Origin of the sequence: Ruminococcus sp. CAG:57 (genome assembly GCF_000435935.1) — a bacterium.
Taxonomy (GTDB): Bacteria; Bacillota; Clostridia; order Oscillospirales; family Ruminococcaceae; genus Hominimerdicola; species Hominimerdicola aceti.
Genome location: NZ_FR890743.1, coordinates 1 through 22,608 on the forward strand (window position 1 = coordinate 1; position 22,608 = coordinate 22,608).

General features: G+C 44.6%; 16 protein-coding genes and 1 tRNA gene. 10 read left to right on the forward strand and 7 right to left on the reverse strand.

Going from position 1 to position 22,608, the window contains the following annotated elements:
* Nucleotides 1-23: 23 nt before the first annotated feature.
* The 3 genes from QVO88_RS07650 to metG all read right to left on the reverse strand — a co-directional run bounded on the left by QVO88_RS07650 (nucleotide 24) and on the right by metG (nucleotide 3,002).
* Nucleotides 24-641 carry a flavodoxin family protein gene (locus tag QVO88_RS07650; RefSeq protein ID WP_022287908.1) on the reverse strand — a complete coding sequence of 206 codons (618 nt, stop codon included), beginning with the start codon at nucleotides 639-641 and terminating at the stop codon, nucleotides 24-26.
* Nucleotides 642-929: 288 nt separating this feature from the next.
* Nucleotides 930-1,006 (reverse strand) — tRNA-Arg (locus tag QVO88_RS07655).
* A gap of 43 nt (nucleotides 1,007-1,049) precedes the next feature.
* A complete protein-coding gene (gene metG / locus QVO88_RS07660) occupies nucleotides 1,050-3,002 on the reverse strand; it encodes a methionine--tRNA ligase (RefSeq protein ID WP_022287909.1) in 1,953 nt (650 codons plus the stop codon).
* 505 nt (nucleotides 3,003-3,507) lie between these two features.
* Between metG and QVO88_RS07665 the strand changes: the two genes are divergently transcribed.
* The 4 genes from QVO88_RS07665 (at nucleotide 3,508) to QVO88_RS07680 (ending at nucleotide 9,514) form a co-directional block, all read left to right on the forward strand.
* A complete protein-coding gene (locus QVO88_RS07665; protein WP_022287910.1) occupies nucleotides 3,508-4,866 on the forward strand; it encodes an MATE family efflux transporter in 1,359 nt (452 codons plus the stop codon).
* A 15-nt stretch (nucleotides 4,867-4,881) separates the two neighbouring features.
* The gene (locus QVO88_RS07670; protein WP_022287911.1) at nucleotides 4,882-5,589 is read left to right on the forward strand and encodes a histidine phosphatase family protein; all 708 of its coding nucleotides are present in this window, start codon (nucleotides 4,882-4,884) and stop codon (nucleotides 5,587-5,589) included.
* 385 nt (nucleotides 5,590-5,974) lie between these two features.
* Entirely contained in the window at nucleotides 5,975-7,738 is a 1,764-nt protein-coding gene (locus tag QVO88_RS07675; protein ID WP_022287912.1) for an ABC transporter ATP-binding protein, read from the forward strand.
* Nucleotides 7,739-9,514 (forward strand): ABC transporter ATP-binding protein, encoded by a 1,776-nt coding sequence (locus QVO88_RS07680; protein ID WP_022287913.1) that lies wholly within the window; start codon nucleotides 7,739-7,741, stop codon nucleotides 9,512-9,514.
* Nucleotides 9,515-9,629: 115 nt separating this feature from the next.
* Here QVO88_RS07680 and QVO88_RS07685 read toward each other — a convergent pair whose 3' ends face one another.
* Both QVO88_RS07685 and QVO88_RS07690 read right to left on the reverse strand, forming a co-directional pair.
* Complete coding sequence (locus QVO88_RS07685; RefSeq protein ID WP_022287914.1) at nucleotides 9,630-10,340, reverse strand: NAD-dependent protein deacylase; 711 nt, start codon at nucleotides 10,338-10,340, stop codon at nucleotides 9,630-9,632.
* 65 nt (nucleotides 10,341-10,405) lie between these two features.
* Nucleotides 10,406-11,476 carry a branched-chain amino acid aminotransferase gene (locus tag QVO88_RS07690; RefSeq protein WP_022287915.1) on the reverse strand — a complete coding sequence of 357 codons (1,071 nt, stop codon included), beginning with the start codon at nucleotides 11,474-11,476 and terminating at the stop codon, nucleotides 10,406-10,408.
* 313 nt (nucleotides 11,477-11,789) lie between these two features.
* On the opposite strand from QVO88_RS07690, the gene QVO88_RS07695 reads away from it, so the two are divergent.
* The 3 genes from QVO88_RS07695 (at nucleotide 11,790) to QVO88_RS07705 (ending at nucleotide 16,787) form a co-directional block, all read left to right on the forward strand.
* Nucleotides 11,790-13,586: a L,D-transpeptidase family protein gene (locus QVO88_RS07695; protein ID WP_022287916.1), complete on the forward strand. Its 1,797-nt coding sequence runs from the start codon at nucleotides 11,790-11,792 to the stop codon at nucleotides 13,584-13,586.
* Nucleotides 13,587-13,653: 67 nt separating this feature from the next.
* Entirely contained in the window at nucleotides 13,654-15,495 is a 1,842-nt protein-coding gene (gene uvrC / locus QVO88_RS07700) for an excinuclease ABC subunit UvrC (protein WP_022287917.1), read from the forward strand.
* An 8-nt stretch (nucleotides 15,496-15,503) separates the two neighbouring features.
* Complete coding sequence (locus QVO88_RS07705; RefSeq protein ID WP_022287918.1) at nucleotides 15,504-16,787, forward strand: folylpolyglutamate synthase/dihydrofolate synthase family protein; 1,284 nt, start codon at nucleotides 15,504-15,506, stop codon at nucleotides 16,785-16,787.
* 43 nt (nucleotides 16,788-16,830) lie between these two features.
* On the opposite strand, the gene glpK is transcribed toward QVO88_RS07705, so the two are convergent.
* Nucleotides 16,831-18,312, reverse strand: a complete 1,482-nt coding sequence (gene glpK / locus QVO88_RS07710; protein ID WP_022287919.1) for a glycerol kinase GlpK — start codon at nucleotides 18,310-18,312, stop codon at nucleotides 16,831-16,833.
* Between the two features lie 201 nt (nucleotides 18,313-18,513).
* Nucleotides 18,514-20,385, reverse strand: a complete 1,872-nt coding sequence (locus QVO88_RS07715; RefSeq protein WP_022287920.1) for a hypothetical protein — start codon at nucleotides 20,383-20,385, stop codon at nucleotides 18,514-18,516.
* A 399-nt stretch (nucleotides 20,386-20,784) separates the two neighbouring features.
* Between QVO88_RS07715 and QVO88_RS07720 the strand changes: the two genes are divergently transcribed.
* From QVO88_RS07720 to QVO88_RS07730, 3 genes are read left to right on the forward strand one after another with little or no spacing between them, the layout of a single operon-like run.
* On the forward strand, nucleotides 20,785-21,489 hold the full coding sequence (locus QVO88_RS07720) for a hypothetical protein (protein ID WP_022287921.1): 705 nt from the start codon (nucleotides 20,785-20,787) through the stop codon (nucleotides 21,487-21,489).
* 59 nt (nucleotides 21,490-21,548) lie between these two features.
* Nucleotides 21,549-22,058, forward strand: a complete 510-nt coding sequence (locus QVO88_RS07725; protein ID WP_022287922.1) for a hypothetical protein — start codon at nucleotides 21,549-21,551, stop codon at nucleotides 22,056-22,058.
* Between the two features lie 35 nt (nucleotides 22,059-22,093).
* Nucleotides 22,094-22,570, forward strand: a complete 477-nt coding sequence (locus tag QVO88_RS07730) for a peptidylprolyl isomerase (protein ID WP_022287923.1) — start codon at nucleotides 22,094-22,096, stop codon at nucleotides 22,568-22,570.
* Nucleotides 22,571-22,608 lie beyond the last annotated feature (38 nt).

Consider the following 22,608-nt stretch of genomic DNA (forward strand, 5'->3'; position numbering starts at 1 on the left):
TCATGTTTTCTTTATGTATAGAGTTATCTGATAAAATGAGTCCAAGCGTGTTCCTCGACCTCAGGTAAGCCGTATTTTTCTTTGCCAAGTGCAATGCTTTTCATAAGGAAAGTCATGTTTCTTGCAAGTACACGCATTGTCTGTTTACCCTCATCGTCCATTTCAGCCTCGCCTACTTCACGTCCGTGAATACTGTTCCAATACTGACTTGAGGCAATAGGCATATTGCAAATAGTGAAATACTTGTTAAGCTCATCAAATGTAGCCGAACAGCCGCCTCGTCTTGCACAAACTACACTTGCTCCTACTTTCATTGATTTGTCAAAATGTGTGCTGTAGAACAAACGGTCAAGACAGGCGATAAGAGTTGCATTTGCAGAAGCGTAATATACAGGGCTTGCAACAACAAGTCCGTCAGCCTTCTCAAACTTTGGTGCGAGTTCATTTACCATGTCATTGAATACGCATTTGCCCGTTTTTGAACATGACCTGCAGGCAATACAGCCGCGAATATCCTTGTTCCCAATTTGAACAGTTTCTACTTCAACATCACTCTCTTTAAAAACCTTTTCCATTTCTCGAATGGCAATAGAAGTATTTCCGTTTATCCTCGGACTTCCGTTTAAAATAAGAACCTTCATGTTAAATCCTCCTATGTATTTATTTTAATAATTATATCACTTGGAGTACACTATAAGTCAAGTGAATTTTTATATGCTTTATTCTGAAATAATTGTTAATATGAGCATTTCCTGAAAAATCCGCCGACAAAAAGTACGGCGGATACGATACAGCTATATATATTGCAAAGCGTAAATCGCCCGTCACGGCGAGCATATAACTCTCCCAGCATATTACGCCTATTGGCGGAAATAAAAAAATCCGCTGTCATAAATGATAGCGGATTTGGTGCAGGTGCACGCCCCTGCTGGTGCGCCTGACAGGAATCGAACCTGCGACCTCAAGAGTCGGAGTCTTGCGCTCTATCCAACTGAGCTACAGACGCATATAAGGAGCGGAAATCCGCTCCTTGTTTTTTTAGAAATTTTTTATCTAAGCTTAGCTCCGCATGGCAAGTCCTGATCCGGGAAAATAACGCTTGCCGCACCGTCAGGTGTGTCAGCCGCACATATCATGCCGTTTGACTCAACTCCGCAAAGCTTCACAGGCTTCAGATTGGCTACAATAACTACCTTCTTGCCAATAAGATCTTCAGGCTTGTACCATGCCGCAATGCCCGATACTACCTGCCTGCCGCCAAAACCATCGTCAAGCTGTAAGCAAAGAAGCTTCTTGGACTTCTTTACCTTCTCGCAGTCCTTAACAAGAGCAACTCTCAGATCTACCTTTGCAAAATCATCTATGGTTATCTCGTCAGCTATAGGCACAGGCTCAAATCCATCGTCAGCCTTTTCCTCAGGCTCTGCATTGCTGCCTATTATCTTGTTAAGCTCCTCTATCTCCTTGTCAACGTCAATTCTTGGGAAGATGATCTCACCCCTGTGAACGGTAACGTCAGCAGGAAGTACACCAAACTTGCCAGCGTTCTCGTATGTGATATCGCTCTCAGCCGCACCTATCTGTTCCCATACCTTTGGCATTGTTGTAGGCATAAAGTTGCTGAGAAGCGTTGATACTATCCTGATAGTTTCAAGCAGATTGTAAAGAACTGTCGCAAGTCTTGCCTTTTTGCTCTCGTCCTTGCCAAGTACCCATGGAGCTGTCTCGTCAATATACTTGTTAGCTCTGGATACTACTTTGAATATCTCAGCCAAAGCATTGTTTATCTGAGTCTTGTCCATGAACTCGTCTACCTTTGCAACAAGTCCCTTAGCCTCAGCGGTAAGCTCAGCGTCAAAATCGCCCTCTTCTCTGTCAGCAGGAAGCGTGCCGCCAAAATATTTGTCAGCCATAGCTACAGTTCTTGAAACAAGATTGCCAAGACCATTTGCAAGGTCAGAGTTTATTCTGTTTATCATTATCTCGTTTGAGAATGAACTGTCTGCACCCAAAGCCATTTCACGAAGAATGTGGTATCTGATAGCGTCAGCACCATATCTCTCACCAAGAATGAACGGGTCAACAACGTTGCCCAAAGACTTGGACATCTTCTGTCCGTTGAATGTTATCCAGCCATGTACAGCAAGATGCTTAGGCAGTGGAAGATCAAGCGCCATAAGCATTGCAGGCCAAATGATAGCGTGGAATCTCATGATATCCTTTGCTACCATGTGAACGTCAGCAGGCCAGAACTTGTCAAAATCATTGTACTGCTCGTTCCAGAAACCAAGTGCAGAAATATAGTTAGAAAGTGCGTCTATCCAAACGTAAACAACGTGCTTGTCATCAAATGTAACAGGAATACCCCACTTGAAAGTGGTTCTCGATACACAAAGATCCTCAAGACCGGGCTTGATAAAGTTGTTTACAAGCTCAGTGGCTCTTGTCTTTGGCTGGAGATAATCTGTCTCAGTGAGAAGCTTCTCTATCCTCTCAGCAAATGACGACATCTTGAAGAAGTAAGCCTCCTCCTTAGCCTCTGTTACCTCTCTGTGACACTCAGGACAACAGCCGTTCTCATCAAGCTGTGACTCAGTCCAGAAGCTCTCGCAAGGGGTGCAGTATTTGCCCTTGTATTCGCCCTTGTAAATGTAGCCCTTGTCATAAAGAGCCTTGAAGATCTTCTGAACAGTTTCAATGTGATAATCGTCAGTAGTTCTGATGTATCTGTCATAGCTGATGTTCATGTAGCTCCAAAGCTTTTTGAAAGTCTTGACTACCTCATCAACATATTCCTTAGGTGTAACACCCTTTTCAGCAGCCTTCTGTTCGATTTTCAGACCATGCTCGTCAGTGCCTGTGAGGAACATGACATCATAGCCCTGCATACGTCTGTATCTGGCAATAGAATCGCAGGCAACAGTGGTGTAGCAGTGACCGATATGAGGATTACCGGAAGGGTAATATATCGGGGTAGTGATATAAAACGGTTTTTTCTCCATATAAAGGACCTCCGTAAAAGAATTTGCATAAGCAGCATTTCTTATATTATACTACTTTACAGTGGTTTCGTCAAGCGGTAAAGCGATTTAAGTGAGGAGTGAGAAATGAGAAATGAGGAGTGAGGAGTGAGGAATGAGAAATAAGCATAGCAGACCCAAGTAAATTGCAAGCATAAAGTAAAATAAAGCACCGAGCGTAGCGATTTTGCGGCACAACGAACTTCCCCTAACAATCTGTAGGGGCTGGCGCCCTCGACAGCCCACCCCCCTTTGACATTTCGCATTATTGTTTATCTCACAACCCTTGATAATCCCACAAACATCGGTAGGGGCGAACAGCGTTCGCCCGTGCTCAGGACTTGCATAAATTCTGAATCATAGAGGACACCACCCGATTTGTGCTGATTTAACAAATAATTCATACACCTTTCGTATAAAAATGCTATAATAAAAAGGTTAAAGTATATATTCTAAGAAAAAGTAACTCTAAGGTGGGAATCGTAAAATGGAAGAAGTAAGAGAAAATAAAATGGGAACGCAGCCCATAGGTGATCTGCTGTTCAAAATGTCCCTGCCGATCATGATATCCATGCTCGTGCAGGCTCTCTATAATATCGTCGACAGCATATTTGTTGCCAAAATAAGCGAGGACGCACTCACTGCCGTGTCACTGGCTTTCCCTGTGCAAAATCTTATGATAGCCCTCGGTGCAGGCACTGGTGTCGGTATCAACGCACTGCTGTCAAAATCACTTGGTGAAAAGAATTTCAAGCAGGCTAACAGCGCCGCCAATAACGGCATTTTCCTCTGCCTTGTGAACTTCGTTATCTTCGTGGTTTTCGGTGCATTTTTCACTGAGATCTTCTATCGCTCACAAACCTCAAGCAAAATAATTATCGAATATGGCGACCAGTACCTAACCGTCATCAGCCTGCTAAGTATCGGTCTTTTCTGTCAGATGACCATGGAAAAACTCTTGCAGGCTACAGGTAAAACTATCTATTCAATGTATACTCAGGGAATAGGCGCAGTGATAAATATTATCCTCGACCCTTGCTTTATCTTTGGCGTGGGCTTCTTCCCTAAGTGGGGCGTAACAGGTGCGGCTGTGGCTACCTGTATCGGTCAGTTCACCGCTGCAGCCTTCGGACTTTTCTTCAATATGAAGTTCAACAAAGAGATAACCATAAACCTTGTGAAGTATAGACCGCAGGCAAAAATAATCAAGAAGATCTACGCTGTCGGTCTGCCGTCCATCATAATGCAGTCTATCTCTTCTATCATGACATACGGCATGAATAAAATACTTATCGGCTTCTCAAACACCGCCGCCGCAGTTTTCGGTGTGTATTTCAAGCTTCAGAGCTTCGTTTTCATGCCTGTTTTCGGACTTAATAACGGTCTTATCCCTATCGTTGCCTATAACTATGGTGCAAGAAAGAAAAAGCGTATCACAGGTGCAATAAAATACGCCATGATATATTCTGTGTCTATCATGATAGTCGGCACTATCATAATGCAGATTTTCCCTGCACAGCTTCTGAAACTCTTTGACGCAAGCGATAATATGCTAAGCATAGGCGTAACAGCCCTGCGTATAATCAGCACACACTTCTTCTTCGCAGGCTTTGATATAATCATAATCTCATCATTGCAGGCTCTTGGCAGGGGACTTTCCTCTATGCTCGTTTCATTTACAAGACAGCTTGTTGTGCTTCTTCCTGTGGCGTATCTTCTTTCCCTTACAGGCAAGCTTGACGCTATCTGGTGGGCGTTCCCGATAGCCGAAATATTCTCGATCATGGCGTCATTGTTCTTCCTTAGAAGAGCCTACAACGCTGAAATAAAACCAATGGCAGACTAACTAGGAGGTATTTTTATGCGGCTTATTTTTATCAGACACGGCGACCCCGATTACGTTCATGATACCCTTACAGAAAAGGGCAAGCGTGAAGCAGAGCTTCTTGCACAGCGTGTAAAGAATTGGGACGTTTCAAAGTTCTACGTTTCTCCCCTTGGCAGAGCACAGCTCACAGCGGAATATTCCCTGAAGCTCCGTGGGGATACCGCCGAAACTCTCCCTTGGCTGAGAGAATTTAACGGCATAATACCCACCTCTGACGGAGGACATCGTATCCCATGGGATATGTACCCCACCGAGTGGGCGGATAAAGAGATATACTATGACCGCAATAATTGGTTCAAGTCCGATTATATGCAAACAGGCAATGTTGAAGAACAGCTTAAATGGGTGCATGAGGGTATTGATAAGCTTCTTGCCGACCATGGTTATATCCACGAGAACGGTATGTTCCGCATTGAAAAGCACAGCGATGAAACCCTTGTGTTCTTCTGTCACTTCGGTGTATCAATGGTGATGATAGGACATATCCTCGGTATTTCCACCATGAATATGTGGCATGGCTTCAATATGCAGCCTACCTCTGTGACGGTCCTCGGCTGTGAGGAGCGTGAGGGCGACTATGGCTTTTTCAGATGCCACGTCATGGGCTGTACAAAGCACCTTGCAGGCGGCAATGAACCTATCTCCAACGCAGGCTACTTCACCGATGTTTTTCAGGATTAAATAAACCCGTAAGGGTGACTTTTTCGCTCGCATATTATTGCATACAAAAATATCCTCTATCCGCTCTGTTATTTCAGGGCGGTTATTTTATTGTGCGAAACCTTAGTTTAATATAATATAACAGTTAAAGAAAACGTTTTCTTCTAAATATGACTATCATTAGATAACAACATATTCATAATTTGTGAAAAAAGCACAACAAAAGCTTCGTGTTTTCGTTGATTTTTTAGCTTGCTTTATGTAAACTAAATGCTTTTACCCCCTTGACTTTATTTTGAAAAGGGCTTATAATATCCCATAGCTTAAAAGAGTATGGGTTTCATATTTTTATATATGTGCCTATGAGAGCATGAAGTTTAGAAGAATAAAAGGAGAGTGAAAGAATATGTTCCAGCTTCAATGGATATGGCACAATCTGAAAGGCTACCGAAAATTCTATGTAACAGCCCTTGTGCTGTCTATCGTATGCAACGCCTTGTATCTTACCACACCTTATTTCAGCAAAGAGCTTGTGGATAAGTTTCTTTCAAGCAAGGACGCACTTTTTAACCTTGAGCATGAAAGAAAGCTGTTCTGGCTGCTGCTTGCAGGCATGGTGGGCTTTACCTTGGTCAGAACTATCTGTCAGTATACCTGCAACATGACCTATGAATTATCATCTCAGGGCATGATATACAGAATAAGGACACACCTTTTCAGACGTATCGAAAATCAGGATATGGAGTTTTATGACCGCAACCGAACAGGCGACCTTATGACAAGGCTCACAGGCGACCTTGATATGGTGCGTCATGCAGTGGCATTCGTTTTTAAAGGTATGCTTGAATCATGTTCGCTGTTTATAGCCTCATCAGTTTATTTCTTTATGGTAAGCTGGAAAATGGCACTTCTTCTGCTGGCTGTTACACCGTTTATATTCGGTGTGGTGGTGCTTCTTGATAAAAAGGCAAAGCCGGTCTACGTTGACCTCCGTGAGAAGCTATCCCAAATGAATACAGACGCTCAGGAGAACATCTCAGGCAACAGAGTTGTAAAAGCCTTCGCCCGTGAGGACTATGAGATAGAAAAGTTCCAAAAAGCCAATAAAGAATATTCTGACGCCAACAAAAAAGCGTCACTGCTGTGGCTTAAATTCTTCCCTTATATGGAAGCTTTCGCAAACGCCTTGTCAGTTGTAATGCTCCTTGGCGGTGGATTTTTCCTTATAAAAGGGGAAATAACAATGGGCGAGTATGTTGCTATCTCAGGACTTATCTGGGGCATCGCAAACCCTGTCAGAAACCTTGGTATATATGTGAACGATATGCAAAGGTTCATGGCTTCCGCTATGAAGGTCATCGAGATATACTATGCAAGACCTATCATCACCGACCGTGAAGACGCAGTTGACCAGACAGAAAGGCTTCACGGAGATGTCGAGTTCAAGGACGTTACCTTTAAGTTTGGCAAGCATATAGTCCTTGACAACGTGAACTTTAAGATAAAAGCAGGTCAGACAGTTGCCATAATGGGCGAAACAGGCTCAGGCAAGACCTCGCTTATAAATCTCATTCCAAGATTTTATGATACCAACTCAGGAGAAGTCCTTGTTGATGGTGTGAATGTAAGAAAGCGTAAGCTCTCACAGCTCCGCTCACAAATAGGTATGGCAACGCAGGACGTCCTGCTTTTCTCTGATACCATAGACGGCAATATCGCATACGGCGACTCTGATATGTCCGAAGAGGACGTTAAGCACTATGCAAAGCTTGCGGCGGCAAACGAGTTCGTTGAGAAAATGCCTGACGGCTATGAAACTATCGTGGGAGAGCGTGGCGTAGGTCTTTCAGGCGGACAAAAGCAAAGACTTTCCCTTGCAAGAGCCTTAGCCATAAAGCCTGCCATTCTTATCCTTGACGATACCACCTCCGCCGTGGATATGGAAACAGAAAAGTATATTCAGGACAGCCTTAGAAACCTCGATTTTCCATGCACAAAGATAATAATAGCCCAGCGTATCTCCTCCACCAAAGACGCTGATATGATAATAATCCTCGATGACGGCAAGATAACCGAAATGGGTACTCATGATGAGCTTATCGCCAAAAAGGGATACTATTACGAGGTGTTCAAGCTGCAGAATGATGGCTTCGGAAAGGAGGCGGTCTAAATGGCAAGAAACCGTTATGACGTTGACGAAGTCCTTGAGACCCCATTTGACTTCGCCCACCTGAAACGCTCCTTTGTGTATATCAAAAAATATAAGGGCAAAATGATAACCGCCCTTATGCTGAGCGTGTTCGCCGCAATATCAGGACTTCTCGGACCGCTCATCACACAGTATGCTCTTGATAACACCATACCTCAGAAAAATATGGGACAACTCGTCCTGCTCACCCTCGCATTTGTCGGCACTATAGCCGTGTCCATAACATTCTCCACTATCCGTTCAAGGATAATGACAGTTGTTGGTCAGGATATAATCTTCGATATCCGTACCGACCTTTTCAAGCATTTGCAGGAGCTTCCATTTGAGTATTACGATAACCGCCCTCACGGCAAGATCCTCATCAGAGTTGTAAACTATGTAAACTCCGTGTCGGATATGCTCTCAAACGGTATCATCAATGTTATACTCGAGTGCCTTAATATGCTTTTCATCATGATTTTCATGTTCTTTGTGAATGTGAAGCTGTCATTGGTGGTGCTTTCGGGTCTGCCGATATTTGCAGTCATAATGATGATGATAAAGAAAAGACAGCGTAAAGCATGGCAGGACGTTTCAAACAAATCCTCAAACCTTAACGCCTATTTGCAGGAAAACATCACAGGCGCAAGAGTGACCCAGATATTCACCCGTGAGGAAGAAAACGCCCAGATATTCGACAAACTTTCCGAGAAATATCGTAAAAGCTGGATAAACGCCGTGAAATATTCTAACCTTGTTTGGCCTGCTACCGACAACGTTTCTACTCTTGTGAGAGCCGCAATATTCGTGGTGGGTCTGCTGGTTTTGACCCCTGCGGCAGTGAGCCTTGGAACTATCGTTGCCATGACAAGCTATGCTTCAAGCTTCTGGCAGCCTATCATGAACCTGTCAAACATCTTCAATAACTTCATCAACAATATCGCCTACCTTGAGCGTATCTTTGAAACCCTTGACGAGCCTGCCACTATCGCAGACAAGCCGAACGCTCAGGATATCGGTGATATCACAGGCGAGGTAAAATTTGATGACGTTACATTCAGCTATGAGCAGGGCAAAACAGTTTTGGAGCATATCTCCTTTGACGTTAAGCCGGGCGAAAGCGTTGCCCTCGTTGGACCAACAGGCGCAGGAAAATCTACAGTAGTTTCTCTCCTGTCAAGATTTTATGACCTGGACAGCGGTAAAATAACCATAGACGGCAAGGATATAAGTCAGGCGACCTTGCATTCCCTCCGCTCACAAATGGGCATAATGCTTCAGGACAGCTTTATTTTCAGCGGCACTATTTATGATAATATCCGCTACGGCAGACTTGATGCAACGGAAGAAGAAATAAGAGAAGCCGCAAAGATAGTCTGCGCAGACGAGTTCATAAGCGAAATGAAAGACGGCTATATGACTGAGGTCAACGAGCGTGGCTCAAAGCTTTCAGGCGGACAGAAACAGCTTATCTCCTTTGCAAGAACGCTACTCTCCGACCCGAAAATACTTGTCCTTGACGAAGCAACTTCATCAATAGACGCACGAACAGAAAAGCTCCTTCAGCAGGGACTTCAAAGACTTCTTGTTGGCAGAACTTCATTTATTATCGCACATAGACTTTCCACTATCAAAAACTGCGATAAGATAATGTATATCGACAACAAAGGCATTGCCGAGTGCGGCACACATGACCAGCTTATCGCAAAGAAAGGCGAATATTACAAGCTTTATACCGCACAGCATATGGACGAATAAAATAGCATAAAAACACGGGTGGACACTGCCCCCTGCAAATGTGGCTATCCACGTCTGTAGGGGCGAACAGCGTTCGCCCGTTTGTTATTTCACCCTGTTATCACGTTGTTTATCTTTACTTTATCACTATCTTATCCAACGTTTCCCCCACCTTGTCATGGATAACAAGGTCGCAGGAGCCGTCCATGGAAGTCTTGTCCCGATTTATCAGCACAAGATCATCCCCCTGAAAATATCTCACCATTCCTGCCGCAGGATAAACTGTCAGAGAAGTGCCTGCAATAATAAGCGTGTCGCACTGAGAAATCTCCCTCACCGCCTCCGTCACAGTTTTATCATCAAGCCCCTCCTCATAAAGCACAACATCAGGCTTGATTATTCCGCCGCAGGTGCATTTCGGAATGCCTGTGCTGTTTAAAATATCCTCCGCAGTGTAGAATTTTCCGCAGTCCATGCAGTAGTTGCGGTGTACGCTTCCGTGAAGCTCCAGCACCTTTTTGCTTCCTGCCGCCGTGTGAAGTCCGTCAATATTCTGCGTGATAACTGAAGAAAGTATGCCTGCCCTCTCCATTTCCGCAAGCTTGTAATGAGCCTTGTTAGGCTTTGCCGTCAAACAAAGCATTTTGTCACGGTAAAAATCATAAAATGCCTTTGTGTGCCGCATAAAAAACGTGTGGCTGAGTATCTGCTCAGGGGGATAATCATATTTCTGATTGTAAAGTCCGTCCACCGACCGAAAATCAGGAATGCCGCTCTCTGTTGATACCCCTGCTCCTCCGAAAAATACTATCCTGTGTGACTTGTCTATTATCTGCTGAAGCTCCATTTTTATCACTCCTATGAAAAATGCGGTCTATACCGAAGCACAGACCGCATTGATTATTCACGATATTAGTCGATCTTAACGATCCAGCCAAACTCGTCTGGTATCTTGCCCCACTGAATGCCTGTCATTGTATCATAAAGCATCTGTGAAACAGGGCCGATCTTGTTGTTGTTTATCTCCATTACCTTGTCGCCCCACTTAAGATGACCAACAGGTGAGATAACGGCAGCAGTACCTGTGCCGAATACCTCGTCAAGCTTGCCGTTGTCGTAAGCCTCAGCGATCTCCTCGATAGAGATCTTTCTCTCGCTTACCTTGTAGCCCTTCTTCTTGCATATCTCGATAGCAGACTTTCTTGTGATGCCAGGGAGAACAGAGCCAAGAAGCTGTGGTGTAACAACTTCGCCGTCAATAACGAAGAAGATGTTCATTGAGCCAACTTCCTCAACATACTTTCTCTCAACACCATCAAGCCAAAGTACCTGCTCGTAATCCTGCTCGTGAGCTTCTTCCTGACCCGCAAGTGAGATAGCGTAGTTAGCAGCAGTCTTTGCAAAACCTGTACCGCCTCTTACGGCTCTTACATACTTGTTCTCAACGTATATCTTAACAGGATTAAGACCGGTTGAATAGTAAGCACCTGAAGGTGAAAGAATAATGATGAACAGATAGTGGTCAGCAGGCTTAACACCTACATATGGGTCAACTGCGATGATAAATGGTCTGATGTAAAGGGAAGCGCCCTCTGTGTGAGGTACCCAGTCCTGCTCCATTTTTACAAGAGTTTTCAGAGCGTAGAGCATATCCTCTTCGTTTATCTTAGGAATTACCATTCTCTCAGCAGAGTTGTTCATTCTCTTGAAGTTCTCCTGCGGTCTGAAAAGCTGAACAGAGCCGTCAGCGGTACGATAAGCCTTAAGGCCTTCAAATATCTCCTGACCGTAGTGCAGGCACATAGCAGCAGGGGAGAGTGAAAGGTCGCCGTAAGGCACGATCCTAGCGTCATGCCAACCCTGACCTGCGTCATAATTCATAACAAACATATGGTCAGTAAAAATGTGACCGAAACCAAGCTTTGTTTCGTCAGCTGGTTTTTCCTTTGGAGTAGTGGTACGTTCGATCTTGATATCTAACATACAGATCCTTCTTTCTTAAATTAATGATCGGCTCGCCAAGCGAACCTTTACCACATATATTATAATACTTATTGTGATCTTTTTCAAGAGGTTTTGCAAAAAAAATTCCTTGCCACAGGAAAAATATGCAGGATAACATTTTGAAAACTGCATTTTTATACAACTGTATGAAAACTGTTGAGAAATCGTCATAAAATTGTCTTTATATTGTAGGAAATACTCCTTGAAAAAAAGGTGATAGTGTTGTATAATAGGGTAAAATAAATGTGAAACAAGTATATTATAATAAGGTTATATAAGGAAAGGTAATATTATGAACGATAGAGAAAGAAAGGATAATGAGCTTGGTATAGATCTTGATATGAAAGGTCTTACCCTCGACAGCGATGAAGCCGCAAAGCCGCAGGCGCAGAACCGCCCTATGAGCCATGAGGATATGGCAAGAATGATCGCTAAAAATATGGCAATGCAGGACGGCGGCTTTGACGAGCCTATCACTCCCGTAAGAGGAGTTTCAGACTTTGGCGAGGAAACTATCAAGCCTAAAAAGCCCAAAACAACTGAAACACGCAGTAAAAATGCAAAGCCTGCATCAAAGCAGACTTCAAAGAGCGGCTCAAAGAATGGGAAAAAGAAGAAAAAGAAGTCTTCGTCAGGAAAGACTGTCGCAATAGCAATATGCTCAGTTGTTGGTGTTATGATAGTCGCCGCAGGTGGTTTCTATCTGTGGGGCATGAATTCGTATAAGGATAGATTTCTTGGAAATACATATATAAACGGCATCGAGGTCAGCGGAAAGACCAAGGCGGAAGCCTATAAGCTCGTAAGCGAGCAGGCTGTTATCCCAAAAGCCATCACCGTTACAAAGAAAGACGGCACAACATTTTCCATAAAGCTGTCTGAAATAGGCTATAACGATAATACTCAAAACCTTATCACACAGTATTATACTCAGCAAAACCACTATTCATGGTTTTCTTCTGCCATGAAGCGTACGGATTTCACTTTTGAATCTAAGTTCAAGTACGATAAGGCTAAGCTTGAAAAGGTGCTGAAAAGAAAGGTGCTTGACTCCCAAAGCACAAAAGATCCTGAGGACGCCTATATCAAAAAAGGCGACGACAACAGCTATGTTGTGGTAAAAGAAACCACGGGCGACGCTGTGGAGGAGGGTAAGATAGACGAGCTTTATTCCTATGTGGAAAATCAGATTGACGACGGTAGCTTTGACGTTGATATCTCAAAGGCAGATTGCTATAAAAAGCCTGCCATAACAGCGGATATGCTTGAAGAGACCTGCAAGAAGCTCAATAACCTTAACGATATCGAAATAACATTCGATTTTATCTACACCACCGAAACTCTCACGGGTGATACTATCATGGATTGGATAACCTTTGACGAGGATAACGCCGAAGCCGGCTATACAGTTGATGAAGATAAGGCAATGGCATATGTTGAAGACCTTGCAGATAAGTATGATACCTATGGCAAGGACAGAGAGTTCAAGACCACAAAGCGTGGAACTATCACTATCCCCGAGGGTCAGGGCTGTTACGGCTGGTGGATAGACCAGCAAAAGACCTGCGACCTTATCGTAGACCTTGTTGAAAAGGGCGAGTCTGCCGAAACTGAGCCTGTCTACTATGTAAACCCTGACTCAGCCTATGAGTATACCTGCAATAAGGATTGGCGTACAGCCGATAAGGATTACGGCAACACTTATATCGAGGTAGACCTCACCGCACAGCATTTGTGGTATTATAAAGACGGAAAGCTCGCAATGGAGTCTGATATAGTTTCAGGCTATCCAAGCAAGTCAAGAAATACCCCTGGCGGTGTTTATAAGCTTTGGTATAAGGAAAAGGGCAAGACCCTCAGAGGATCAGCAGACGGACAGTCTTACGCTTCCTATGTTGACTATTGGAACAACGTTTCCACTATCGGCATAGGACTTCATGACGCATCATGGCAGAACGGCAACTTTGGCGGTGAGCGTTATAAGTCAAGCACATGGGGCTCACACGGCTGTATAAATATGCCTTTAGATAAAGCAAAATACGTTTATGAAAAAATAGATATGGGTACTCCTGTATTTATGTATTGGTAAGAGATAATAGCAAGGCAATACGGACAACTCGTATTGCCTTTGCTTTTAGTTTCAGTTAGGAGAATTTATGTACATTACAGATGAAGACAACCCACGCCTGCCATTTCTGCGTGATAAAACTTCAAAGCTCACCACCTCGCCGGGCTGTTATATAATGAAAGACAAAATGAAAAAGATAATATATATCGGCAAGGCGAAAAATCTCCGCAACCGTGTGACATCTTATTTCAGAAAGTGTCAGGATCACCTGCCAAAGGTGTGGAAAATGGTGTCCCACGTCTATGACTATGACTTTATCGTCACCGACTCTGAGTTTGAAGCCCTAGTGCTGGAGTGTTCTCTTATAAAGCAGTATACCCCGAAGTATAATATCCTGCTGAAAGACGATAAGGGCTATAGCTATATCAGGGTCACAAATGAGGACTACCCACGTTTGCAAGCCGTATTGCAAAAATACGATGACGGAGCAGAGTATATAGGACCTTATACAAGCTCGTTCGCAGTAAAACAAGCCGTTATCGAAGCCAATAAAGTCTTTATGCTCCCTACCTGCACCCGAAAATTTCCGCAGGATTTCAGAAAACAGCGCCCTTGCCTTAATATGCACATAAAGCAGTGTATGGGCGTCTGCACAGGGAAATTCTCCAAAGAGGAGTATAATTCTATAGTCCGTCAGGCGGTGGACTATATCCGAAACGGCTCGTCAGATTCAGTTGAAAGACTCACCGAGGAGATGAACAAAGCCGCCGAGGAGCTTGACTTTGAGCTTGCCGCAAAGCTTCGTGACCGTATCCAAGCCATACAAAAAGCCGCTGAAAGTCAGAAGATAATCAATGACGATATTCGTGACACTGATATAATCGCCATTGCTCAAAATGGCGAAATGGCTTGTGCCAGCGTTATAATGTACCGTGGAGGCAGACTTTTTGATAAGGCTTCCTATTTCCTTGGCGAAAAAGACGACAGCGTAAAAATGCGTGAAGATTTTCTCATGCAGTATTATTCCTCCAAAGACAGCATACCGAAAGATATTCTCCTTGACGAGGATATCACAAACGGCGAGATAATAGAGAAATTTCTCCGCCAGAAGTATGACCATGCCGTGAATATCTCTACTCCGAAAAGAGGACAGTTTCTCCGCCTTACCACCCTTGCCAAAAGCAACGCCACCGAGTATCTCTCCATAAAAGTCGGCAGAACGAGCCGTGAGATAACCGCCCTTGAGGAGCTTGCCAAAGCATTGGGACTTCCCAAGACCCCGAAATATATCGAGTGCTACGATATATCAAACCTCGCCTCTACCAATATGGTAGCAGGCATGGTGGTCTTCGAAAACGGCAGACCATGCAAAAAGTATTATAAAAAGTTTTCTATCAAAACAGTTGCAGAGCAAAATGACTATGCCTGTATGCAGGAGGTCATAGAACGTCGCTTTAGAAACTACTTTGAGAAAACAGACGAGGGCTTTTCTATCATGCCCGACCTTATCTTGCTCGACGGTGGAAACGGCCACGTCAATGCCGTTGAGCCTGTCTTAGAGCGAATGGGTGTGACCTGCCCATTGTTCGGACTTGTGAAAGACTCCAAGCATCGCACACGAGCCGTTGCCACAGGGGGTGGAGAAATAAGCCTTGCAAAGTGCAGAGCGGCGTTCAATCTTGTTACCGCCATTCAGGACGAAGTCCATAGAGTAGCCATAACCTATCAGGCACAAAAGCATAAAAAGAATGCCCACCGACTTGAAATAACCAAGGTCAAAGGCATAGGCGATAAAAAAGCCGCAAAACTCATCACCGAGTATAAGACCAAAGAGGCTCTCAAAAAAGCCACAGTAGAGGAGCTTGCAAAGACCGCAGGTGTAAATATAGACACCGCAAGAGAGCTTAAAGAAATAATAGACGAAATGTAGGGATAACATTGATAGAAAATACCAAAGACATAGACGAACTTGAATTTATAAACAGCTTTTCCCATTCAGGCAAGCCCGTTAAAGACCTATCCAGAATAAAAGCCTTGCTTTCCGACCTTGGCGACCCGCAGGACAGCCTTAAATTCGTTCATATCGCCGGCACCAACGGCAAAGGCTCAATGGCTCAGATGTTCAGCGAGGTCTTTCAGTGCGCAGGGCTGAAAACAGGTCTTTTCACCTCGCCTTATATAATAAGCTATACCGACAGGATAAAAATAAACGGCATTGATATCCCAAAGCCTGCCCTTGCGAAAATGGCAAAGCGTGTGAAAGCCGTCACCGATATGCACTGCGACCGTGAGAATTTCTCTCAGTTTGAAATAACCACCGCCATAGCTTTCCTCTATTTTGCCGAGGAAAACTGCGACATAGTCGTACTTGAAACAGGTCTTGGAGGACTTTTAGACAGCACCAACGTTATAAAAACTCCTGTCCTAACAGTTATAGGCTCAGTGGACTTCGACCACACCGCCATTTTAGGTGACACCTTGGAGAAGATAGCCTATCAGAAAGCAGGCATTATAAAACCCCATTGTCCATGTGTGCTAAGTGCAGGCAACGACATGAAAGTTATCCGCACCGTCAGAGAGCAGGCGGTAAAAAGTCTTTCTCAGCTGGTTATCCCCGACATCAATCAGCTAAAACTTATAAGCTGTGACGTTTTCGGCTCAAAGTTTGAGTTCAAAGGACAGCCCTATGAAGTCACAATGGGCGGAGCACATCAGGTACTGAACGCCATGAGCGTCATAAGCGGAATTCGCCTTGTCAACGATACCCTGAAAATTCCCCAGGATAAAATTTTTGAGGGCATCAAAAAAGCCCAGCTCCAAGGCAGAGTGCAGATACTCAGCCGTGAGCCGCTGCTGATACTTGACGGAGCACACAATCCCGACGGTCTGTCAGCCTTGGCAGGCGTATTGGAGCATTGCCCAAAACGCCCATGCTACGCTGTTATGGGAATGTGCAGGGATAAAAACATCACCGAGGCAGTAAAGAAAATTATACCGTATGTAGACAAATTCTACACAGTTGACGGTTTCAGCGACAGAGCCGAAACTGCCTCTGACCTTGCCGACATCATAACCAACGCAGGCGGCAGGGCAGAGCAAAGTCCAAAGCCTGCCCTTGAAATGGCACGTCAGCTAATAAGCGAGAATCCTCACGGAGTGAATCTTATATGCGGTTCGCTTTTCCTATGTGCCCAGGTGCTTAATGAAATGAAAGATATATAACAGAAAGGGCGACCCACCCAAGGTCGCCCGATTTTTTTTACCTTTATTCCCTAATAGCCGCCCCGACCGCTTTCTTCCAACCACTTATCAGATCACTGCGTTTACTCTCGCTCATAGACGGAATAAACTCCCTGAACTTATCCGAAACGCCAACAAGCTCTTCCATACTGCCCCAAAGCCCACAGCCAAGCCCTGCAAGATATGCCGCACCTGTTGCGGTGGATTCCACGTTATAAGGCCTTATGACCGAATGACCCAATATATCAGCCTGAAATTCCATAAGGAAATCGTTGCTCGCCGCACCACCGTCAGCTTTTATGCTTCCGATAGCCCCAGCGTCCTCCTCCATCGCCCTGAGAACGTCATAGGTCTGATAGCACATAGCTTCCAATGTTGCCCTGACTATGTGGCATCTGTTTGTTCCTCTTGTAAGCCCTGTTATCATGCCCCTGGCTTCGGGCTTCCAGTATGGTGCGCCAAGTCCCACGAATGCAGGCACAAAGTAAACTCCCCCTGCGTCCTCAACGCTTCTTGCAAGCTCCTCGGTTTCTGCCGCTGTGCGTATTATGCAAAGCTCGTCACGAAGCCATTTTACCGCCGCACCCGATACGAATACCGACCCCTCCAGAGCATAATTCACCTTTCCTCCTATGCCCCAGGCAATAGTCGTGAGCAGCCCATGACGGCTTTCCACAGGCTTTTCACCCGTGTTCATAAGCAGAAAACCGCCCGTGCCATAGGTGTTTTTCACATCGCCCTCACGGAAACAGCATTGCCCAAAAAGTGCCGCCTGCTGATCTCCTGCACAGCCTGCGATCTTTATCCTGCTTCCGAAAATGTTCTCCTCAGTTTCGCCCAAGTCACCCGAACATTCTTTGACCTCAGGGAGCATACAGCTGGGTATGCCCAAAAGTCCCAGTATCTCCCTGTCCCATTCAAGGGTGTGAATGTTGAAAAGCATAGTCCTGGAAGCATTGGAGTAGTCCGTAACGTGTACCCTTCCCCCTGTCAGATTCCATATGAGCCAGCAATCCACAGTGCCGAAAAGTATCTCCCCCTTTTCCGCACGCTCCCTCACACCCTCAACATTTTCAAGTATCCACTTTATCTTTGTGGCGGAGAAATAAGGGTCGATAAGAAGTCCCGTCTTGTCCTTGAAAAACTTTTGCAAGCCCTGACTTTCCATTCGTGCGCAGTCTTCAGAAGTCCTCCTGCATTGCCAAACGATAGCGTTATAAACAGGCTTGCCGGTGTTCTTGTCCCAAAGTATCGTCGTTTCTCGCTGGTTAGCGATGCCGATAGCCGCCACGTCCTCCGCTGTTATCCCAGCCTTTGCAATGACCTCACGAGCAGAACTGAGCTGACTTTCCAGTATGTCCATAGGGTCATGCTCCACCCAGCCGTTGCCGGGGAATATCTGCGGATATTCTTTCTGTACGCTCGCAATCTTTTCACCCTTTGCGTTAAAAAGCACCGCTCTGGAGGAAGTCGTTCCCTGATCTAAAGAGAGTATGTATTCTTTCATAAAATTTCTCCTTATTGCAAAAAAGGGGCGGAAATCCCACCCCTCATTATTCTGTAAAAGTAACGTATATACGTCATTTGTAGGGGAGCGGCTCAATTTCTGCTTCACAGAAATGCGACGTCCCGCTTGCCCGACGTTTTGTTTACTTATTCTTTTTCGTTACACCACGTTGCGGATATTCTCCCACACTTTATATCGTCATCAAATAAGCCCCGTGTAAAGCAGTATAAGATAAATGATCAACAAAAGCGACAGAACGCCAAGAAGCTTCCAAATACCCTTTATGGCGGACTTTTCCTGCTTTTTAGCTTTAACAAATTCCTCGATAGCGTCCGGGGTGTATTCTTTGTGCATCTGGCTTCCTACTGTTGGATTGAGCATATCATTGATGTTGATGTTGCGGTATTTTTCCTCACGAAGCTTCTTAGGGTCGGTCTCCTTGGTGCTGATGTTATCATATGAAGAATTGAGCAGGCTCTTGTCCATTTTCTTCATGTTGATAGCGTCCATAGAAAGCTCTGCTTCCTCAGGTCTGCCAAGGCTGTCACCATTGTCGTAAATATGCTTTGTGTCAACGCTCTTCATAAGCTGATTGTTTGAGCGGTTCGCCCTCAGCATCTTGATAAGAGTGTCAGTGTAGAGGTTTTCCTCTTCCTCAGCCTCGTCAGTAAGGATTATGTCCGAGGTGTCGTTTATCGCCTCGTCAACTGTATCAATAAGGGAAGTAAGTCCCTTGTTCGCCTTCTTGTATGGCTTTTTAGCTGCAGGCTTCGGAGCTTCCGCCGCAGGCTGTGGAGCAGGCTGGCTGTACACAGGTGCTGAAACTGTCTGTTGTGCAGGCTGTGCTGTCTGAACAGGCGTTGGAGCAGGTGCAGGCTGTGAAACTGGCGGAACAGGAGCAGTAACAGGCTGGCTTGCAGGTGCAGAGCCTGAAATGCCCTCGTGTCCCGGAATAAAGATCTTTCTCTTTCTTATAGGTGCGTTTATCTCGCCGGGAATACCGCTCTGAGCCATCGGCTTTGTGTTGAATACAGGAGCAGACTGGATGTCCTCTGCAGGCGTCGGTGCAGGAGCAGGCTGTGGCTCTGGTATAGGCTCTGGCTCTGGTGCAGGCTGTACTGCTACAGGCTCAGGCTGAACGGGAGCTGGAGGCGGAACTACCTTAAGCTCAGGATTTTCCTCAGGCTCGTCAGGTATAGGCTCGCTGTCAGGACCGTCTTCGCCAACGATAGCGTCAGCAGAAATGGAGCTTGCAGCCGCAGAGAAATCGTTGCTTTCGATAGCAGAGTCCTCGTCGCCCTCAAAGCTTACCATTTTGCCTGTTGTAACATCATAGTATTCCTCGCCGTCCTTGACAGCGATCTTGAGCTTCGGCGCAGGCTCGCCCCTCTTAGGCAGGTTAGCCTGTGGAATGTCAATGTCAGGGAATACCTCGTCAACGTCCACCTTTGCGATCTTAAGTATCTCCATTGCGGATCTGCACTTCATTGAGCCTCTTACCATTTCCTTGATAGGAAGCAGAATTATATCGCAGAATGTGGCATAGAAAGACCTCAGCGCAGACATTGAGCTGTCAAGCATATCCTGCGGAAAACGATGGTCAAAATACTTATCCCATTGCTCAGGGCTTGACATTATCATCTTGTCTATGTACTGACAAAGTGGTATCCAAAGTTCAGGCTCTTCAAAATCTCTGTCATTGGTGATGAGCCACATATAACACCTGAGGAAACAGTCATAGCATGAAATATCTCTGAGGTTGAGCATAACGTCATCAATGTTCAGGGAAGCCGAAAATATAGGATCAGAGAATGCGAAGCATCTGTATCCGTTGCTGGCGATCTTTGCATAAGCCGTTTTCAGATCCTTTTCAGAACGGGAGAAAGGCGGCAGAAAATCAAAATCATAAGGCGTTTCATAATCAGCCGTGTCACCTTTAGCCGCCATATCAAGCAACTTTTTGTATGTGAGCGTGACATCAGCAGTAGGAGTGTCAACGGCTATGCCGAGCACCCTGAAAGGATTGCAGGCGAAAAGTTCCATTGCCGTTATCCCAAGTGACGGTCTTGTCATAAATAGATCCTCCTCCATGAATTTACTTCATATATACTTAAGCTTTTACCCCTCTTATTCGTGTTATCTTCTTCACGATCGGGTATTTTTGTGTATTTTTATGCCAAAAATAGTTTTCTCAAACTAATTTGTTTTTTGTTTTTAATTAACAAAATAAATAACTTAACAAATATAGTATAGCAAATATTAGTATAGATTACATTAAATAAGCGTGAATTTTATATTTATATTATATTAATATGAAACAAAATGCACAAAAAGAGTTTAAAAAATCGTACAAAAAGTAACTGTCAAAAGGTTTGCAATTTTGGTGAAAATATTGTATAATAAATAAGTATAAGATGTCAGGCATAAAAAGCCGATATCAGATCATCATGCCAATAAAAAGGGGGAGATCTTATGGGTCTGTTCAGCAGAAAAAGCTCCGAGCCCAAAACATCGACACAGCCTAAAAAGCAGCAGATAAATGCTGATGATATATGGAACACGCCTGTGAAGAGAGCAGGCGGAGATACGGCTTTTGTGAAGGAGTCCAGCAGCGATAAGGTACACGCCGAGAAGATAACCGATACCATAGAGCCGGAAACTATCCGCAGCAAGATGGAGCAGCTTGAAAAAGAGCTGGCTGAAAAGAAAAACGATCCCGTAAAGACCTATGCCGACTACGACGTGAACCCAGTAGGACAGGCTGAGATAACCGATGCCCAGAGCGAGTATGAAAAGCTTTATGAGGAGGAACACGCAAGATTTGTAGCTTCTCATAAGGAGGATATAAGCGTGGCGTCCGTTGAGGGTATCGACTCAAAGCTTGAGGAGATATATAGGATACATGACGAGAAAGTGGCTCAGGAGAAGCGTGATACAGGCAATATCGAAGCCATAAGTGCAGAGACCACAGCCGCAAAAGTGGCTGAGCTTCCTTATGCAAAAAAGCCTGAGGACTATGCAGAGTATAAGGATATAAAGGGAATATCCGTCGATGAGGCTCTTGTGGAGGGTCTTGGCTCTGTTGACCACAGCGAGGACGACGACGCTATCGGCTCAGTATCGGAAGAGTTTTTGGCGCAGAAGGTGAAAGAATTTAACGAAAAATATGGCAGATGATCGGGGTAAAGGCAGTCATTAGGGGTATTGCCAGAATAAATTGAATTGGAGAGATAAAATTGAAGATCAATACCGATAACCCTATCATAAAGTTTTCAGGCAAAGGCAAGCCGTTTCAGTATGATAAGTTGCTTTATGCTACATTAAATGAGTATATACTTGATTATAAGAATGCAAGACTTGATAAGCTTACCGATCAGGACGCTTCTATATGCCTTGCGAGAATAATAAGAAAAATGGAAGTCAATGACGTTCCTGTCCAGCAGTTTTTCCATGAAGAGCTTGAAAAGTGGAGCGAGCATACCAACTATGAGAAGATACTCAGACTTTGCGAGCTTATGGCAAAGGATATCTTCGGCTGTTTTGATAAGAACAGAGATGACGGCAACGGCGGCTTCTATAAAACAGACAGGCTCTATTGCGTAAATAATGACGGTGAAAGAGATTATATCGTTTGTGACGAGGTTGAGAAAAAGGGACTTTTCAAGAAAGTTCCAACTCCTGTCACATTGTATTTCAATGATCTTATGGAGAAAAATAAACGTGGCGAGCTGCCAAAATCCAAGTAAATTTTGTATTAATAAATAATAAGGAGAGTATTAACATGGTAAATATAGAAATGGCAAACGGAAAGAATATCAAGATCGAGCTTTATCCTGACGTTGCACCTATCACAGTTGCAAATTTTGAGAAGCTTGTTAAAGAGGGCTTTTATGACGGACTTATTTTTCATAGAGTTATCTCAGGCTTTATGATACAGGGCGGCGACCCAATGGGAACAGGCATGGGCGGTGCAAAAGAGAAGATAAAGGGCGAGTTCCTTGCTAATGGTGTTCGTAACGACCTTAAGCATACAAGAGGCGTTATCTCAATGGCACGTTCAGCAATGCCAAATTCAGCAAGCTCACAGTTCTTTATCATGCACCAGGACGCTACTCATCTTGACGGACAGTATGCAGCATTCGGCAAGGTAGTCGAGGGTATGGACGTTGTTGACGAGATCGCAGCAGTTGACGTAAATTTCAACGATAAGCCGCTTGTAGATCAGGTCATGAAGAAAGTAACTCTTATTGAGGACTAATAAAAAGGAAAATCATGGGCTGCGGTCTTTATGGCGGC

Bases quoted from the DNA above. Each gene is read 5' to 3' on its own strand.
- QVO88_RS07680 (WP_022287913.1), top strand. From the start codon at position 7,739: ATGGCAAGAAACCGTTATGACGTTGACGAAGTCCTTGAGACCCCATTT.
- QVO88_RS07670 (WP_022287911.1), top strand. From the start codon at position 4,882: ATGCGGCTTATTTTTATCAGACACGGCGACCCCGATTACGTTCATGAT.
- QVO88_RS07720 (WP_022287921.1), top strand. From the start codon at position 20,785: ATGGGTCTGTTCAGCAGAAAAAGCTCCGAGCCCAAAACATCGACACAG.
- QVO88_RS07730 (WP_022287923.1), top strand. From the start codon at position 22,094: ATGGTAAATATAGAAATGGCAAACGGAAAGAATATCAAGATCGAGCTT.
- QVO88_RS07675 (WP_022287912.1), top strand. From the start codon at position 5,975: ATGTTCCAGCTTCAATGGATATGGCACAATCTGAAAGGCTACCGAAAA.
- QVO88_RS07650 (WP_022287908.1), bottom strand. From the start codon at position 641: ATGAAGGTTCTTATTTTAAACGGAAGTCCGAGGATAAACGGAAATACT.
- metG (WP_022287909.1), bottom strand. From the start codon at position 3,002: ATGGAGAAAAAACCGTTTTATATCACTACCCCGATATATTACCCTTCC.
- QVO88_RS07665 (WP_022287910.1), top strand. From the start codon at position 3,508: ATGGAAGAAGTAAGAGAAAATAAAATGGGAACGCAGCCCATAGGTGAT.
- uvrC (WP_022287917.1), top strand. From the start codon at position 13,654: ATGTACATTACAGATGAAGACAACCCACGCCTGCCATTTCTGCGTGAT.
- QVO88_RS07715 (WP_022287920.1), bottom strand. From the start codon at position 20,385: ATGACAAGACCGTCACTTGGGATAACGGCAATGGAACTTTTCGCCTGC.
- QVO88_RS07685 (WP_022287914.1), bottom strand. From the start codon at position 10,340: ATGGAGCTTCAGCAGATAATAGACAAGTCACACAGGATAGTATTTTTC.
- QVO88_RS07690 (WP_022287915.1), bottom strand. From the start codon at position 11,476: ATGTTAGATATCAAGATCGAACGTACCACTACTCCAAAGGAAAAACCA.
- glpK (WP_022287919.1), bottom strand. From the start codon at position 18,312: ATGAAAGAATACATACTCTCTTTAGATCAGGGAACGACTTCCTCCAGA.
- QVO88_RS07695 (WP_022287916.1), top strand. From the start codon at position 11,790: ATGAACGATAGAGAAAGAAAGGATAATGAGCTTGGTATAGATCTTGAT.